This is a genomic window from Streptomyces spororaveus, assembly GCF_016755875.1.
Classification (GTDB): Bacteria; Actinomycetota; Actinomycetes; order Streptomycetales; family Streptomycetaceae; genus Streptomyces; species Streptomyces spororaveus.
The window spans coordinates 5,856,929-5,871,408 of sequence record NZ_BNED01000005.1 but is presented as its reverse complement, the minus strand read 5'-3'; the positions used below and the strand labels follow the sequence as shown (position 1 = coordinate 5,871,408).

Annotated in this window: 12 protein-coding genes; 7 read left to right on the top strand and 5 right to left on the bottom strand. The window is 71.0% G+C overall.

What is annotated here, in order from left to right; all coding sequences use genetic code 11:
* The first annotated feature begins 257 nt into the window (after nt 1–257).
* The gene (locus Sspor_RS28955; protein WP_455569559.1) at nt 258–662 is read left to right on the top strand and encodes an aggregation-promoting factor C-terminal-like domain-containing protein; all 405 of its coding nucleotides are present in this window, start codon (nt 258–260) and stop codon (nt 660–662) included.
* 140 nt (nt 663–802) lie between these two features.
* Here the strand turns inward: Sspor_RS28955 and Sspor_RS28950 are convergent, their stop codons facing one another.
* Nucleotides 803–1,972, bottom strand: coding sequence for a steroid 3-ketoacyl-CoA thiolase (locus tag Sspor_RS28950; protein WP_030390693.1), 1,170 nt, complete (start codon nt 1,970–1,972; stop codon nt 803–805).
* Between the two features lie 242 nt (nt 1,973–2,214).
* On the opposite strand from Sspor_RS28950, the gene Sspor_RS28945 reads away from it, so the two are divergent.
* On the top strand, nt 2,215–3,459 hold the full coding sequence (locus Sspor_RS28945; RefSeq protein ID WP_202201724.1) for a cytochrome P450: 1,245 nt from the start codon (nt 2,215–2,217) through the stop codon (nt 3,457–3,459).
* A 338-nt stretch (nt 3,460–3,797) separates the two neighbouring features.
* Here Sspor_RS28945 and Sspor_RS28940 read toward each other — a convergent pair whose 3' ends face one another.
* Entirely contained in the window at nt 3,798–4,544 is a 747-nt protein-coding gene (locus Sspor_RS28940; RefSeq protein WP_202201723.1) for a hypothetical protein, read from the bottom strand.
* Nucleotides 4,545–4,702: 158 nt separating this feature from the next.
* Nucleotides 4,703–6,751: a bifunctional glycosyltransferase 87/phosphatase PAP2 family protein gene (locus Sspor_RS28935; protein WP_202201722.1), complete on the bottom strand. Its 2,049-nt coding sequence runs from the start codon at nt 6,749–6,751 to the stop codon at nt 4,703–4,705.
* 212 nt (nt 6,752–6,963) lie between these two features.
* Between Sspor_RS28935 and Sspor_RS28930 the strand changes: the two genes are divergently transcribed.
* Entirely contained in the window at nt 6,964–7,167 is a 204-nt protein-coding gene (locus tag Sspor_RS28930) for an antitoxin (protein ID WP_202201721.1), read from the top strand.
* 135 nt (nt 7,168–7,302) lie between these two features.
* Complete coding sequence (locus Sspor_RS28925) at nt 7,303–7,641, top strand: antibiotic biosynthesis monooxygenase family protein (RefSeq protein WP_202201720.1); 339 nt, start codon at nt 7,303–7,305, stop codon at nt 7,639–7,641.
* A 100-nt stretch (nt 7,642–7,741) separates the two neighbouring features.
* On the opposite strand, the gene Sspor_RS28920 is transcribed toward Sspor_RS28925, so the two are convergent.
* Entirely contained in the window at nt 7,742–8,137 is a 396-nt protein-coding gene (locus tag Sspor_RS28920) for a nuclear transport factor 2 family protein (protein WP_202201719.1), read from the bottom strand.
* A 169-nt stretch (nt 8,138–8,306) separates the two neighbouring features.
* Here Sspor_RS28920 and Sspor_RS28915 point away from each other — a divergent pair, with 169 nt between their 5' ends.
* Nucleotides 8,307–8,786 carry a GNAT family N-acetyltransferase gene (locus Sspor_RS28915; RefSeq protein ID WP_202203928.1) on the top strand — a complete coding sequence of 160 codons (480 nt, stop codon included), beginning with the start codon at nt 8,307–8,309 and terminating at the stop codon, nt 8,784–8,786.
* Nucleotides 8,787–8,798: 12 nt separating this feature from the next.
* Here the strand turns inward: Sspor_RS28915 and Sspor_RS28910 are convergent, their stop codons facing one another.
* Entirely contained in the window at nt 8,799–10,868 is a 2,070-nt protein-coding gene (locus Sspor_RS28910; protein ID WP_202201718.1) for an MFS transporter, read from the bottom strand.
* 189 nt (nt 10,869–11,057) lie between these two features.
* Between Sspor_RS28910 and Sspor_RS28905 the strand changes: the two genes are divergently transcribed.
* Nucleotides 11,058–11,948, top strand: a complete 891-nt coding sequence (locus Sspor_RS28905) for a peptidoglycan-binding domain-containing protein (protein ID WP_202201717.1) — start codon at nt 11,058–11,060, stop codon at nt 11,946–11,948.
* A gap of 134 nt (nt 11,949–12,082) precedes the next feature.
* Nucleotides 12,083–12,766, top strand: coding sequence for an HAD-IA family hydrolase (locus Sspor_RS28900; protein ID WP_202201716.1), 684 nt, complete (start codon nt 12,083–12,085; stop codon nt 12,764–12,766).
* The last annotated feature ends 1,714 nt before the right edge of the window (nt 12,767–14,480 follow it).

The following is a 14,480-nucleotide window of genomic DNA, read 5'->3' as shown; positions in this document are numbered from 1 at the left end:
CGTCACATACGAGGGCTGCTAGTAGGCCCGGGAGCCCCGGAACCCACCCCCACGGGGGGTCCGTGGGCCGCTCGCTGCGAGGGCCGCTAGTAAGAGGGACCTTTGCCAGGGCGACGGGGCGTCTGTAGAACTGGATGAGTCGCAAGGCGGCAGGGGTACTTCACCCGCCGCCGACGAACCCCTCTCCACCGCGTGAGTGGCTCACGCATGCCTTCGGCATGCCGCGACCATCCTTGTCCCCGTCGAAAGGTCCATCCGTGTCCAACGCCATCATCCGCCGCATCGCCACCTCCAAGAAGGCCCTCGCGGGCACCGTCGTCGCCCTCGGTGTCGCCGGTTCCATGCTTGCCACGGTCCCCGCCCAGGCGGCCCCGGCGAGCGCCAAGGCGATCGCACAGCAGATGATCAAGGACCCGGCCCAGTTCGCCGCCTTCGACAAGATCATCTCGCACGAGAGCGGCTGGGACTACACCGCGACCAACGCTTCCTCCGGCGCGTACGGCCTGGCCCAGGCCCTGCCGGCGTCGAAGATGGCCTCCGCGGGTGCCGACTGGAAGACCAACCCGGCCACCCAGATCAAGTGGGGCCTGGACTACATGAACGACCGCTACGGCAGCCCGGTCGGCGCCTGGAACTTCTGGTCCGCCAACCACTGGTACTAAGCCGTCCGCGGACAGCCGACAGCTGACGGCCGCAACCGACAGCAGGCAGCAGACAGACATACGAAGGCCCCGGTGGCCGGCCTCCCCAGGTCCGGCCTCCGGGGCCTTCTGCATCCCATCCCACGGGGCTCAGCGGCGCCTCACAGGCGCTGGATGATCGTGCCGGTCGCCAGCGCGCCTCCCGCACACATGGTGATCAGCGCGAACTCCTTGTCACGGCGCTCCAGCTCGTGCAGCGCGGTGGTGATCAGCCGGGCGCCGGTGGCGCCGACGGGGTGGCCGAGCGCGATGCCCCCGCCATTGACGTTGACCTTCTCCAGGTCCTGGTCGAAGACCTGCGCCCAGGACAGGACCACGGAGGCGAAGGCCTCGTTGATCTCGACGAGGTCGATGTCCCGCAGCGACATCCCGGCCTTCCCGAGCACGGCACGCGTCGCGTCGATCGGCCCGTCCAGGTGGTAGTGGGGATCGGCGCCGACGAGGGTCTGGGCGACGATCCGGGCGCGCGGCTTGAGTTTGAGGGCGCGTGCCATCTTGCGCGAGGCCCACATCACGGCGGCGGCGCCGTCGGATATCTGCGAGGAGTTCCCTGCGGTGTGCACGGCGGTGGGCATGACCGGCTTGAGCCGGGCCAGCGCCTCCATGCTCGTGTCCCGCAGCCCCTCGTCCCGGTCGACCAGACGCCACATGCCCTGCCCGGCGGCCTGCTCCTCCTCGGTCGTCGGCACCTGCACGGCGAACGTCTCGCGCTTGAACCGCTCCTCGGCCCACGCGGCGGCGGCCCGCTCCTGGGAGAGGAGCCCGAGCCGGTCGACGTCCTCGCGGGACAGACCCCGGTGGCGGGCGATCCGCTCGGCGGCCTCGAACTGGTTGGGCAGGTCGACGTTCCACTCGTCCGGGAAGGGCTTGCCCGGGCCGTGCTTGGATCCGGAGCCGAGCGGCACGCGGCTCATGGCCTCGACGCCGCATGCGATGCCGATGTCCATGACCCCGCCGGAGATCATGTTGGCGACCATGTGGTTGGCCTGCTGCGAACTGCCGCACTGACAGTCCACGGTCGTCGCCGCGGTCTCGTACGGGAGCCCCATGGCAAGCCAGGCGTTGCGGGCGGGGTTCATCGACTGCTCGCCGGCGTGCGTGACGGTGCCGCCGACGATCTGCTCGACGCAGTCCGGCTGGATTCCGGTACGCGCCAGCAGTTCGCGGTAGGTCTCACCGAGCAGGTAGGCGGGATGGAGGTTGGCGAGAGCGCCCCCGCGCTTACCGATGGGGGTGCGTACGGCTTCGACAATGACGGGTTCCGCGGCCATGAGCTCGTCCTCTCCTGCACTGCGTCAGCACGGCGGGCCGTCCCGGCGCCCCGCCCCGAACTAGTACGCGTTCTAGTTCTCCCCGCAGTCTTATGACCTGAGGCCCCGGCACGCAAGGGTCTTGCACGCGGCCTGCACGGATTCCACACGCAACAGTTGACGCCAGGACCCTTGTCACTTCTAGAACTCGTTACTACCTTCAAGCCAACTTCTGATGGTCCGTCAGACTTTGGAGTTGCCCGATGTCCTGCCCCGCACTGCCCGAAGGCTTCGACGCCACCGACCCCGACCTGCTCCAAAGCCGCGTCCCCTTCCCGGAGTTCGCGCAGCTGCGGCAGACCGCACCCGTGTGGTGGTGCCCGCAGCGGCGGGGCGTCACCGGTTTCGACGACGAGGGCTACTGGGCCGTGACCCGGCACGCGGACGTCAAGTACGTCTCCACGCACCCGGAACTGTTCTCCTCGACGACGAACACCGCGATCATCCGGTTCAACGAGCACATCCAGCGTGATGCGATAGATGCCCAGCGCCTGATCATGCTGAACATGGATCCGCCGGAACACACGCGCGTACGCCAGATCGTCCAGCGCGGCTTCACGCCGCGGGCCATCCGCGGCCTGGAGGAGGCCCTGCGGGACCGCGCCCGGAAGATCGTCGAGGAGGCGGCGGCCACGGCGGCCGACGGCAGCTTCGACTTCGTCACGCAGGTGGCGTGCGAGCTCCCGCTGCAGGCGATCGCCGAACTGATCGGCGTACCGCAGAAGGACCGCGCGAAGATCTTCGACTGGTCGAACAAGATGATCGCCTACGACGACCCGGAGTACGCGATCACCGAGGAGGTCGGGTCCAACGCGGCGATGGAGCTCATCGGCTACGCGATGAACCTCTCCGCCCAGCGCAAGGAGTGCCCGGCCAAGGACATCGTCACCCAACTGGTGGCGGCCGAGGGCCAGGGCAACCTCGGCTCGGACGAGTTCGGCTTCTTCGTGCTGCTGCTGGCGGTCGCGGGCAACGAGACCACGCGCAACGCGATCAGCCACGGCATGCACGCCTTCCTGACCCACCCCGAGCAGTGGGAGCTCTACAAGGCGACCCGGCCGACGACCGCCGCCGAGGAGATCGTCCGCTGGGCCACCCCGGTGGTGTCCTTCCAGCGCACCGCCACCCAGGACACCGAACTGGGCGGCGCGAAGATCAAGGCGGGCGACCGGGTGGGGATGTTCTACTCCTCCGCCAACCACGACCCCGAGGTCTTCACGCACCCGGACGTCTTCGACATCACCCGCGACCCCAACCCCCACCTGGGCTTCGGCGGCGGCGGCCCGCACTTCTGCCTCGGCAAGTCGCTGGCGGTGATGGAGATCGACCTGATCTTCAACGCCCTGGCCGACGCCCTCCCGAACCTCCACCTCACGGACGCACCCCCACGCCGCCTGCGCGCGGCCTGGCTCAACGGCATCAAGGAACTCCGCGTCACCCACACCTGACCGCCCCCCCCTGAACTCCCGCCGCCACCCCTCAGCCCGGCCGCGCCCCTTCCAGTCCCGCCGCGCCTCTTCCAGCCCCGCCGGCGTTTGAGGCGCGGGGGTCCGGGGGCGGCGCCCCCGGCAACGGCGCCGCACCCGTTCGAGTGGCGGCCCACCCCGAACGGAGTGATCCTGGCAAGCAGCGACGATCCAGCCGAAGGGGCGCCGGGGCAGCAAAGGCCCCGGCGCCCCTTCGGCCACCCCCGGCCCTGGCCAAGCCGGGCAAGGGCAAGGGCAAGGGCAAGGGCAAGGGCAAGGGCAACGGCCCGGCGAGGGCAACGGCAACGGCCCGGCCAGGGCTACGGCTCGGACGGCCTCCCCGCAACCGCGTCGTACACCCGCAGCCGCACCCGCCGACGCCACCCCTCCTTCTCCTCCCGCACCCGCGCCCGCCGCTCCTTGCGCCCCCCGGCGGGATACCGCGCCCGCGCCCACGGCGACCCCGGCCGTGCCAGCCGTACCGCCCCGACCAGCGCGAAGAACGGTACGAGGATCCCCAACAGCCCGGTGAACACCTTCCCCTTGGCCAGCGCCACCAGCGCGAAGCCCGCGTTCACCGCGACCACCGCCGCGTACGACCAGGCGGAGGCCTTCGTACCGCTGTCCGAGGCGTCGTCGACGCCGAAGGGTGACGCCCCCAGCAACAGCAGCCCGCAGGCCGCGGCCCCGACCACCACCGCGTCCACGGAAAGCCGGCCCTCCTCGGACCAGTACACGTCCTTCAGGTGCAGGATCAGCGCGAACTCGTCGAGCACCAGCGCCGTCCCGATGCCGAACAGCGCCGCGTCGATCTCGGCCCACGGGGGCCTGTTCCCGGTCGGTGAGGCGAGACCCAGCCCACCGATGATCATCAGGATCACGCCGAAGACCACGTGGTGGATGTGCAGCCCGCCCGGTGTGACGTTCTTCGGCCACCAGGAGACCTGCGCCCGGATCAGCCGCACGCTGATCCGGATGAACAGGAACGCGCCGAGGAAGCCCAGCAGCAGGCAGAGCAGCGGCTGCTTGCCCGGTTCGACGATCTGACGCTGGTACCAGTCGCCCACGGGTCAGGCCGCCCGCTCGCGTCGGTCGGGCCGGGCAGCGTGCGCGGCCCCCGTCGGCTGTGCGCTCATGACCCGATGCTGGCACCGGGCCGGGCGCGGCGCCTGCGGGAGGACCCTCGGCGCCTGCGCGAGGGTCCGCGACCGCGGGCCCGGACCCCCTACGCGCTCCGGGCCGGGGCCGCCTCCGGCCTCCGCTCCCCCTCGCCCGGCGCCTCCTCGCCCGCCGCCGCCTCGGCACCCCGGCGCTGCACGGGCAGGGACAGCTGCAGCCCCCGCGGCCCGGACAGCACGTACACGAGCGCGAAGCCGGCGGACACGACCACGGCTCCGCCCACGGCGTCCAGTACCCAGTGGTTGGCGGTGGCCACGATCGCGCACACCGTGATCAGCGGGTGCAGCGCTCCGAGCAGCTTCTGCCAGCCCTTCGGCGCCAGCACCACGATCACGATCCCGCACCACAGCGACCAGCCGAAGTGCAGCGAGGGCATCGCCGCGTACTGGTTGGAGATCGCGGTCATGGCCCCGTAGGAGGGGTTGGCCAGGTCCTGCGGCCCGTGCACGGTGTCGATGAAACCGAGGCCGGGCATCAGGCGCGGCGGCGCGAGCGGGTAGAGCCAGAAGCCCGCCAGGGCCAGCACCGTGGCCAGGCCCAGCGAGGCCCGCGCCCACCGGTAGTCGCCGGGGCGGCGCCAGTACAGCAGGCCCAGGATCGTCAGCGGGACCACGAAGTGGAAGGAGGTGTAGTAGAAGTTGAAGAAGGCCTCCAGCCAGGGCGTGCCGACCACGGCGTGGTTGACGGCGTGCTCGATGTCGATGCCCAGCGCCCGCTCGATGCCGTGGATCTGGCTGCCGTTGCCCTCGGCGAGGCTGCGGCTGGTGGGCGCGGCGGCCCGGATGTGGGAGTAGAGCGAGTAGCCCACCCGTATCAGGAGGAGTTCCAGCAGCAGGTTCGGGCGGGACAGTACGCGCCGCCAGAACGGCATCAGCGGCACCCGCGCCCAGCGGGCCGCCGCGGGCCGCCCGTAGTCGGTGGGTACCGGTTCGCGCCAGTACGCGGACGAGCGCGGCAGGAACGGTACCGCGCAGGCCGCGGCCACGGCGGTGAGCAGCAGCACGTTGTCCCGTACGGGGGCCAGCGCGGCCAGGTTCGGCAGCAGCATCGTGCTCGGCAGGGTCATGGCGAGGACCACGGCCACCGGCCACACGGGCCGGTCGGCAGCCCGCTTGCCGACCTTGCCGGCGACCGCGAGCAGCACCCACAGCAGCTGGTGGCGCCAGCCGGCCGGGGACACGGCGACGGCGACGCAGCCGGTGACGGCGACGGCGAGCAGCAGCTGGCCGTCGCGGGCGTAGCGGACGGCGCGGCGCAGGCCGGTCCAGACGATGGCGGCCGCGAGGGCGGCGTAGAGCAGGATCTCGACGGGTCCGGTCAGGCCGAGGCGCAGGAGCGCGCCGTGCACGGACTGGTTGGCGAGGCCGTCGGGGGCGCCGCCGAGGCCGGTACCGGCCAGGTGCTGGACCCAGTACGTCCAGGAGTCGCGCGGCATGGCGGCCCAGGACAGCGCGGTGGCTCCGGCGAAGGTCACGGCGGCGGTGTGTGCGGTGGGGCGGCGTCCGGTCAGCCACAGCAGCGGTGCGAACAGCAGCAGCGCGGGCTGGAGCGCGGCGGCGAGGCCGACGAGGAAGCCGGCGGGGCGGTCGCCGGGCACGCGGAAGACGGCCAGCAGCACCAGCAGGACGGGAAGGACGGCGGTCTGGCCGGGTGAGGCGGCCTCGCGGACGGGAAGCGAGACCATCATCAGGGCCGTGAGCACGGGCGCGGCGAGCAGTGCGGTGCGCCGTGGCACCGGGTCGGGCAGGCCGCGGGCGGCGACGAGCCCGATGGCGGCGACGCACACCAGCGTCACGCAGGTCCAGGCGACCTCCAGCGACGGGGCGGCGACGCCGACGAGCGGCTTGAGGACCAGCCCGGCGAAGGGGGTGTCGGAGAACTGGCCGGTGTCGTAGACCGATCCCGGCAGGCTGCCCGGGAGGTGGAAGCCGTTCAGCCATTCGGCCGGTGGTACCCGCAGCACGGCGGCGGCCTGTCTGACGGCGAGGGCCCCGGCCAGCGCCCACAGGAGGAGGCGGGCCGCCCCGAGCCTGCCGTGATCGCCTATGACTCCGGCATGTCCGTTCGCCCCGCTGTGCTCTGCCGCGTTAGCCACGCCTCGCCGGCCTCCCGCCGTGTTGACCGCAACCCTGACTTCGCCTGGCTGCCGCGCTCCATTACCCGCACGACGATATCCCCCACGGGATGCGTTGGATGGCCCTCACGGGCACAGCGAAGATCGACAAGGGCTTCCGGGCTCTCCAGGTGCGGGCACCGGGCTTCGTGGCGAAGCTGAGGTGGACACGTATTCCGTGGAGAGGACGGCTCATGTCCATGTTCGAGAAGCTCAAAGACCTCATCAAGGGACACCCCGACCAGGCCCGCCAAGGCGTCGAGAAGGCCGGAGACGCCTTCGACGCGAAGACCGGCAACAAGTACCAGAGCCAGGTCGACACGGCACAGCAGAAGCTGAACGAGCAGATCGGCAAGGAGCCGCCCGCGTCCGGGCAGGGCCGTCCGCCGCAGCCCTGAAACGGGGCTCAGGACCGGCAGCGCAGCAGGGGCCGCCCGGGTGGGTGCGGCCCCTGCTGCGGGCTGATGTAGGAAACTGCACGCATGTCGTGAAGGCCGGGCGTACGGCCCGGCCTGTGTCATGAGAGGTGTCCTGTGCCTAGTGTTGTAAAGATCAACGCACTGACGGTGCCCGCCGAGCAGCGGGAGATCCTGGAGAAGCGCTTCGCCTCCCGGGCCGGGGCGGTGGAGAGCTCGGACGGGTTCGAGTGGTTCGAGCTGCTGCGCCCGGTGGAGGGCACGGACCAGTATCTGGTCTACACGCGCTGGCGTTCGGAGCAGGACTTCCAGGCGTGGATGGAGGGGCCGATGAAGGCCGCTCACCAGGGCGGGGGCGCGGGCGAGGGCGGCGGCGAGCGGCCGAAGCCGGCGGCCTCCGGCTCGACGGTGTGGTCGTTCGAGGTCGTGCAGCAGGCGGGTCCGAAGCAGGCCTGACGCGATGATCAGGGCCCGGGTCGTGCGGGCCGGGCTCTGATCGGCGCCCGTGGCGCGCCACGGGCGCCGAAGAGGGGATGCGGAGGGGATGCGGGAGGGGTCAGCTCCAGAAGGCGTCTTCCTCGTCGATGTCCGCGGTGCACTGGTCGATATCGGTGATCTTGCCGCCGATGATCGTGAAGAAGAGCCCCTGACGGATCTCGATACCGCGGTCTCCGCGGTCGGCGCGCGCCGTGTGGAAGGCCATCACGTGCCCCCGCCCGTCCGCCAGCACCGATTCCAGTTCCACCTGGAAGGTGCCCTTCGTCTCCTCGCCGAGGCGGCGGAGGAGGTCGAGGACGTTCTCCCGCCCCTTGTGGTGTCCGGACAGCGGGTTGCTGCCGGGCACGTGGTGGATGACATCGGCCGTGAACAGCGTGCTCATCGTGTCCATGTCGCCTTTGCCGAAGGCCTCGTAGCCGCGGCGGACCAGGGCACAGTCGGGATGCTCTGACATGGCGTTCCCACCCTCCGGGTACGCAGGGAATGTCTTTTTCCTATCATCGGCCCGGCCTTGTGGATATTCCACGCGGGACATCCGGCGTGAACTCCACAATGACGCCATGACCACTCACAGCGAACTCCGCACCCCCGCGCCCGCACCCGCACCGGCCGCCGCACCCACCCTGTCGTGGACCGTGGCCCCCGAACCCTTCACCACCGCGGCCGCCACCGCCCTGCGCCGCGCCTACTACGCCGAGGTCGCCGGCCGGTACTGGGAACGGCAGGTCACCGAGGCCGAGATCGACCAAGGCCTGCTCGACTTCCCGGACGACGGGCTGGTCCCGCCGACGGGGCAGTTCGTCGTCGGCAGACTGGACGGCGAGCCCCTGGCGTGCGGCGGGATCCGGCTGCTCGACCCCCGCACCGCCGAGCTCACCAGGGTCTACGTCGACCGGCGCGCCCGCGGCACCGGCGGCGGGGCGGCTCTGCTGAAGGTCCTGGAGGCGGAGGCCCGTGCGCTCGGCGCCGAGCGGGTCAGGCTGGACACCCGGTCGGATCTCGTGGAGGCCCGGGCATTGTACGCGCGTCAGGGGTATGCGGAAATACCGGCCTACAACTCCGGCCCCTACGCACAGCACTGGTTCGAGAAGCGCCTGGTCTGAGCCCGAGGCGGCCTAGTGGGCGGCGTGGTCCCGACGCGACAAGGCGTCGTAGGGCTCCTCGGCGTCGGAACCGCACAGCTCCGCGTTGATCTGCTTCACCAGCTTCACCAGGTCGGTGGGACGGTCCGGGCCCCACCAGTCGCCGAGCAGCTCGGCGAGGGAATCCTGCCGGGCCTCCGCGAGCTTCGCGGCGCTCACGCGCCCCTCGTCGGTCAGCACCAGCGGCAGCCCGTCCCGGACGGCGAGCCCACGCTCCTCGATCTGCCGAGCGGCGTCCGTGACGACCTTCAGCGGCACATTGGTGCGCTCGGCGAGCACCGAGGGCTCCACGGAGCCGTACCTCTTGATCCGCAGCAGCAGCCAGCTGGAAGCGGGCAGCAGGTCGTACCCCGCCTTCTCGGTGATCTTCTCGTAGACGTGACGGCGGCCCTCACGGGTGCCGAGGACCGTCAGGGCGCGGGCGACCTCGTCGTGGGAGGAGCGCTGGACGGGGTTGGAGGCCAGGGTCTCCGTCACATCGGGGGCGGTGACCGAGACGCGGAGCTTGTCCTCCTTCAGGAACCAGGCGATCACGAAGGCGATCAGGACGATCGGCACCGCGTAGAGGAACACATCGGTGATGGCGGTGGCGTAGGCGTCGAGCACCCGCGGCTGCAGCTCGGCGGGAAGTGCGGCGATGGCCCGCGGGTCGGCCTCCAGCTGCGCGACGCTCGCACCGGCGGGCAGCGTGACTCCCGCGAGGGAGGCGGCCAGCTTGTCGTCGAGCTGATGGGTGAAGACCGTGCCGAAGACGGCGACGCCGAAGGAGGCGCCGATGGAACGGAAGAAGGTGGCACCGGAGGTCGCCACGCCGAGGTCGGCATAGCTCACCGCGTTCTGCACCACCAGGACGAGCACCTGCATGACCAGGCCCAGGCCGGCGCCGAAGACGAAGAAGTAGACGCTCATCTCCCAGGTGGAGCTGGTGCGGTGCAGCTGGTGCAGGAGGAGCAGGCCGATCGCGGTCACCGCCGTGCCGGCGATCGGGAAGACCTTCCAGCGGCCGGTACGGCTGACGATCTGGCCGGAGGCGGTGGAGGTGAGCAGCATGCCGATCACCATCGGCAGCATGTGGACGCCGGACATGGTCGGCGAGACGCCCTGAACTATCTGCAGGAAGGTCGGCAGGTACACCATCGCCCCGAACATCGCGAAGCCGACCACGAAGCTGATCGCCGAGCAGAGGGTGAAGGTACGGATGCGGAACAGGCCCAGAGGCAGGACGGGTTCGGCCGCCTTGCGCTCCACGACGAGGAAGGCGGCGAGCAGGACGGCGCCGAGGACGGCGACGCCGATGATCCGGGCCGAGCCCCAGCCCCAGGTACCGCCGAGGGAGGCGACGAGCACGAGACAGGTGGCGACGCAGGCGATGAGGAAGGTGCCGAGGTAGTCGATGGTGTGCTTCGAGGAGCGCGCCGGGATGCGCAGGACGGCGGCGATGACGACGAGCGCGACGAGGCCGATGGGGATGTTGATGTAGAAGACCCAGCGCCACGACAGGTTGTCGACGAACAGGCCGCCCAGCAGCGGGCCCAGCACGCTGGTCGCGCCGAAGACGGCACCGAAGAGGCCCTGGTACTTGCCACGCTCGCGCGGCGGGACGATGTCGCCGACGATCGCCATCGACAGCACGATCAGTCCTCCGCCGCCCAGTCCCTGCAGGGCGCGGAAGCCGATGAGCTGGGGCATGTCCTGGGCGATCCCGCACAGCGCCGACCCGATGAGGAAGAGGACGATGGCGTACTGGAAGAGCTTCTTGCGTCCGTACTGGTCGCCGAGCTTGCCCCACAGGGGGGTGGCGGCCGTGGAGGCGAGCATGTAGGCGGTGACGACCCAGGACAGGTGCGCCATGCCGCCGAGGTCGCTGACGATGGTCGGCAGGGCGGTGGAGACGATGGTCTGGTCGAGTGCGGCGATCAGCAGACCCAGGAGCAGGGCTCCGATGGAGACGAGCACATCGCGGGAGGCGTGCTCGGCGGCCGGGCCGGTCCTGTCCGGGTCGGGAACGGGGCCCGGGCCCTGCGCGGTCACATCCTGAGCCATCGATACCTCCTCAGGCCGGATCAACATCTCCATCCTGAGCGGTGTGTCCGGTTATGGCCTCTCGGGCGGTTGGGAGGGCTCCTGCGGGTCTGCATAATCGCAGGCAATAGCGAGGGAGGGAGTCCAGTGAGCCGTCAGCACTGTCCAGAATGCGGCGCCGCCGGCGTCGGCTGCGGGTGCGTGCCGGGTGTGGGTTTCAACCCCTTGCGCATCCGCCCGTACGTGACCCTGCCCGACCCCGGCGAGCCGGACGCCCCGGTGTCCCCGCAGCCGGTCTCCGGCGCGGTGGCCCCGGACCCGCGCCCCGCGCCCGTACCGGTGCCGGCGCAGGACGACACCCCGGCGTACGGCATACCCGTGCAGCCGCAGGACGGACCATGGCCCGCCGGGCCTGCCGGGCCCGCGTACGCGCCGAACCCGGCCGAGACGGTCCAGCTCCGTGCGGTCCCGGCGGCGGGCCACACGTACAACGGCGAAACGGGAGGGGGTGGGGGCGGGGGCGGGGGCCCGGAGAAGCGAACCGGCCCCTCCTCCCGAAAGCCACTCGCGCTGCTGATCGGCGCCGCGGCGGCGGTCGCCCTCAGCGGGACGGCCGTGGCGGTGTGGGCGCTGCCGAGTGCCGCCGAGAACGACGCCGTGCTGATGGACGCGAAGGCGTCGGCGCCCGTGACGAGCGCCGCCCCGGCCGCGCCTTCCGCGAGCCCGTCCCCGAGCAAGGGCGGCCCGTCCCACTCGGCCTCCCCGTCGCCGAGCGCCTCGAAGTCGGCGTCCCCGTCTCCTTCGCCGAGCGCGTCCCGCACCTCGGCGCCCCCGTCGCCCAGCCCCTCCCCGAGCGCGATCCGCTCCTCCAGCCCGCCGCCCACGCCGCAGGCCCCGACGCTGCGGCACGGGGACACGGGTTCGGAGGTGGAGAAGCTCCAGCGTCTGCTGGCGGCACAGGGCCTCTACCGGGGCAGGATCAACGGCCGGTTCGACGGGCGCGTGGAGGACGCCGTGTCGGAGTTCCAGTACGACAGAGGGATCGACGATCAGGAGTGGGGCTTCTACGGGCCGGTGACCCGCAAGGCTCTGGAGGGATAAGCGTCACATGTCCGCTGGTGGCGCGGACCGCCCTTTGTTTTGTATCGTGAAGGAACAAAGTGGTTCCGTCCTCATTCCCTGACCGGTGGACGGAACCACTTGTTCTTTTTCCCGCCCCGTCTGGAGCCCCGCCGATGCCGGCCAGCACCACCACCGCACCCGTCGCCCTCACCGCCAAGGCCCTGCTCCTGGACATGGACGGCACGATCGTCAACTCCGACGCGGTGGTCGAACGCTGCTGGCGCGACTGGGCGGTCTCCCACGGGCTGGACCCACAGGAAGCGATGAAGGTGGTGCACGGCCGCCAGGGCTACGCCACCATGGCCGTCCTCCTGCCGGACCGGCCCATGGAGGTCAACCACGCCGAGAACGCGGTGATGCTGGCCCGTGAAACGGCGGACACCGATGGCGTGATCCCGGTCGCGGGCGCCCCGGAGTTCATGGCCGCGCTCGACGGTCTGCCCCACGCCCTCGTCACCTCCGCCGACACCGCCCTGGCCACGGCCCGGATGACCGCCGCCGCCCTGCCGATGCCCGAGATACGGGTCACGGCCGAGTCCGTCCAGGCCAGCAAGCCCGACCCCGAGGGCTTCCTCATGGGCGCCGCCGCACTGGGTGTGGACCCGGCCGACTGCATCGTCTTCGAGGACTCGGCCGCGGGCATCACCGCGGGCCGGGCGGCGGGCATGCGCGTCATCGGCGTGGGCCCCCGAGCTGCCGCCCACGCCCCGACGGCCCACGTCCCGGACCTGACGGCACTGCACGTCACCACCACCCCGGACGGCTCGATCACCATCACACTCCAGTCGGCGGCCTGACGCCGCCCCCACGGGGGTACGCAGCCAGGCCGGGCGGAGCCATGCCCCTGGGACGGCGGCTCCGGTACGCGGGCGCCGCCCGGGCAGGCTACGAGGCCGGGCGGCGGCACGGGACGGCGGCAGCCGACCGGGCGGAACGCAGCGCCAGGGCGGCGGCTCCGGGCAGCGGAACCCGACTGCCCGAAGCCGGCAGGTGCAGCGGCGGCTTCGCATGCAGGGCCCCGTCGGGCAGAGTCGGACTCCTGGGCGGCGGCTCCGACCTACGGAAGCCTGCTGACCCGGTTCCGAGTCCTGGAGCGGGCTCCGAAGAGCGGTAGCCGCTCAGTCGGTGGCCAGAGTGGCGTATGGGGGTTTCCCGTCAGTCTCATCGTCTCTCCGTGTCGTGCCGGTCCCTCAAGGGCGCTCGTTCCTCGCGTCGCTTCGCGATGGCCTTCGGCCACCCTTGACCGACCGTCCCGCCCCGGAAATCCGAAGACTGCCGAGAAGCCCCCCAAAAGAACGAGCCGGGCACTCAAGGATCAGGACGGGGCGGCCAGAGACCCCCTGCCCGGTCCCGGGTGGGCACGTTCCCGAGGCGGGGCCCATCCAGACCCCGACCCGGACCGGGGAAGCGCGACCAATCGCTACGCGCTCCCCACATCTCAGCGTCCGACGACCGTCCTGGGCTGGACATAGACCGCCCACGACCCCGATCCCACGCTCAACCTGCGGCCGTCGACCGTCCTGGGCTGGGCGTACGCCGCCCACGACCTCCATCCGATACTCGACCTGCGCCCGACGACCGTCTACGGCCGGGTAGAAGCCGCCCACCACCCACGCACTTCTCCTTGCCGCGACCGGCGATCATCTGCGGCCGGCAATGGCCGCCCACACCCCCTGGTCGCTCCCCGCTGGTGGCGACCGACGGCCGGTCCGCGCGCCCAGGCGCATCGGATGTCCTCATCGACGGCGTCTGACGCCTGCACGGGGTGAAAGGGCTTGGGACTGCGGCTATTTCGTCGTGGATTGGGGTCAGCGCATGTGGGAAGCCCAGAGGGAAGGCAGTTTGCCCTGATTGCCCTCATTTGGTGATGGGTTTGTGGTGTCACACTCGCGCTGACCCGGTTCCACGACCGAATACCGGAGCTCTCAGCCGTCAGCCCCTCTCAGCGGCTCTCACCAGCCCCAAACCGGCCGCCGGGCGCAGTCTCGAAGAACCCCGTGGATGGTGGGCGGCTTATAAGCAGCCCCGGCCGGTCGTCGGACACAGGTCGAGGGTAGATGCGAGGTCGTGGGCGGCCTATGTCCAGCCCAGGACGGTCGTCGGACGCTGAGAGATGGGGAGCGCGTAGCGAATTGGTGCGCTTCCCCGACACGGGCGGCGGCTGTCATGGGCCCCGCCTGTCGGTCGTCCCCACCCCCGTCCGGGCAGGGCATCTCCGACCACCCCGTCCCTTAGAGCCTGGACCGGCTCGTTCTTTTGGGGGCTTCTCGGCAGTCTTCGGATTTCCGGGGCGGGACGGTCGGTCAAGGGTGGCCGTCAGGCCATCGCGAAGCGACGCGAGGAACGAGCGCCCTTGAGGGACCGGCCCGACACGGAGAGACGATGAGACTGACGGGAAACCCCCATACACATCACTGACCACCGAATGAGCAGCTCCCGCCCTCCGCAGCCGCCGCCCAGAGTTCCCGCTCCGGTCGGGGTGGCTTCCCCCTCCCGAAGCCTCCACCCCCA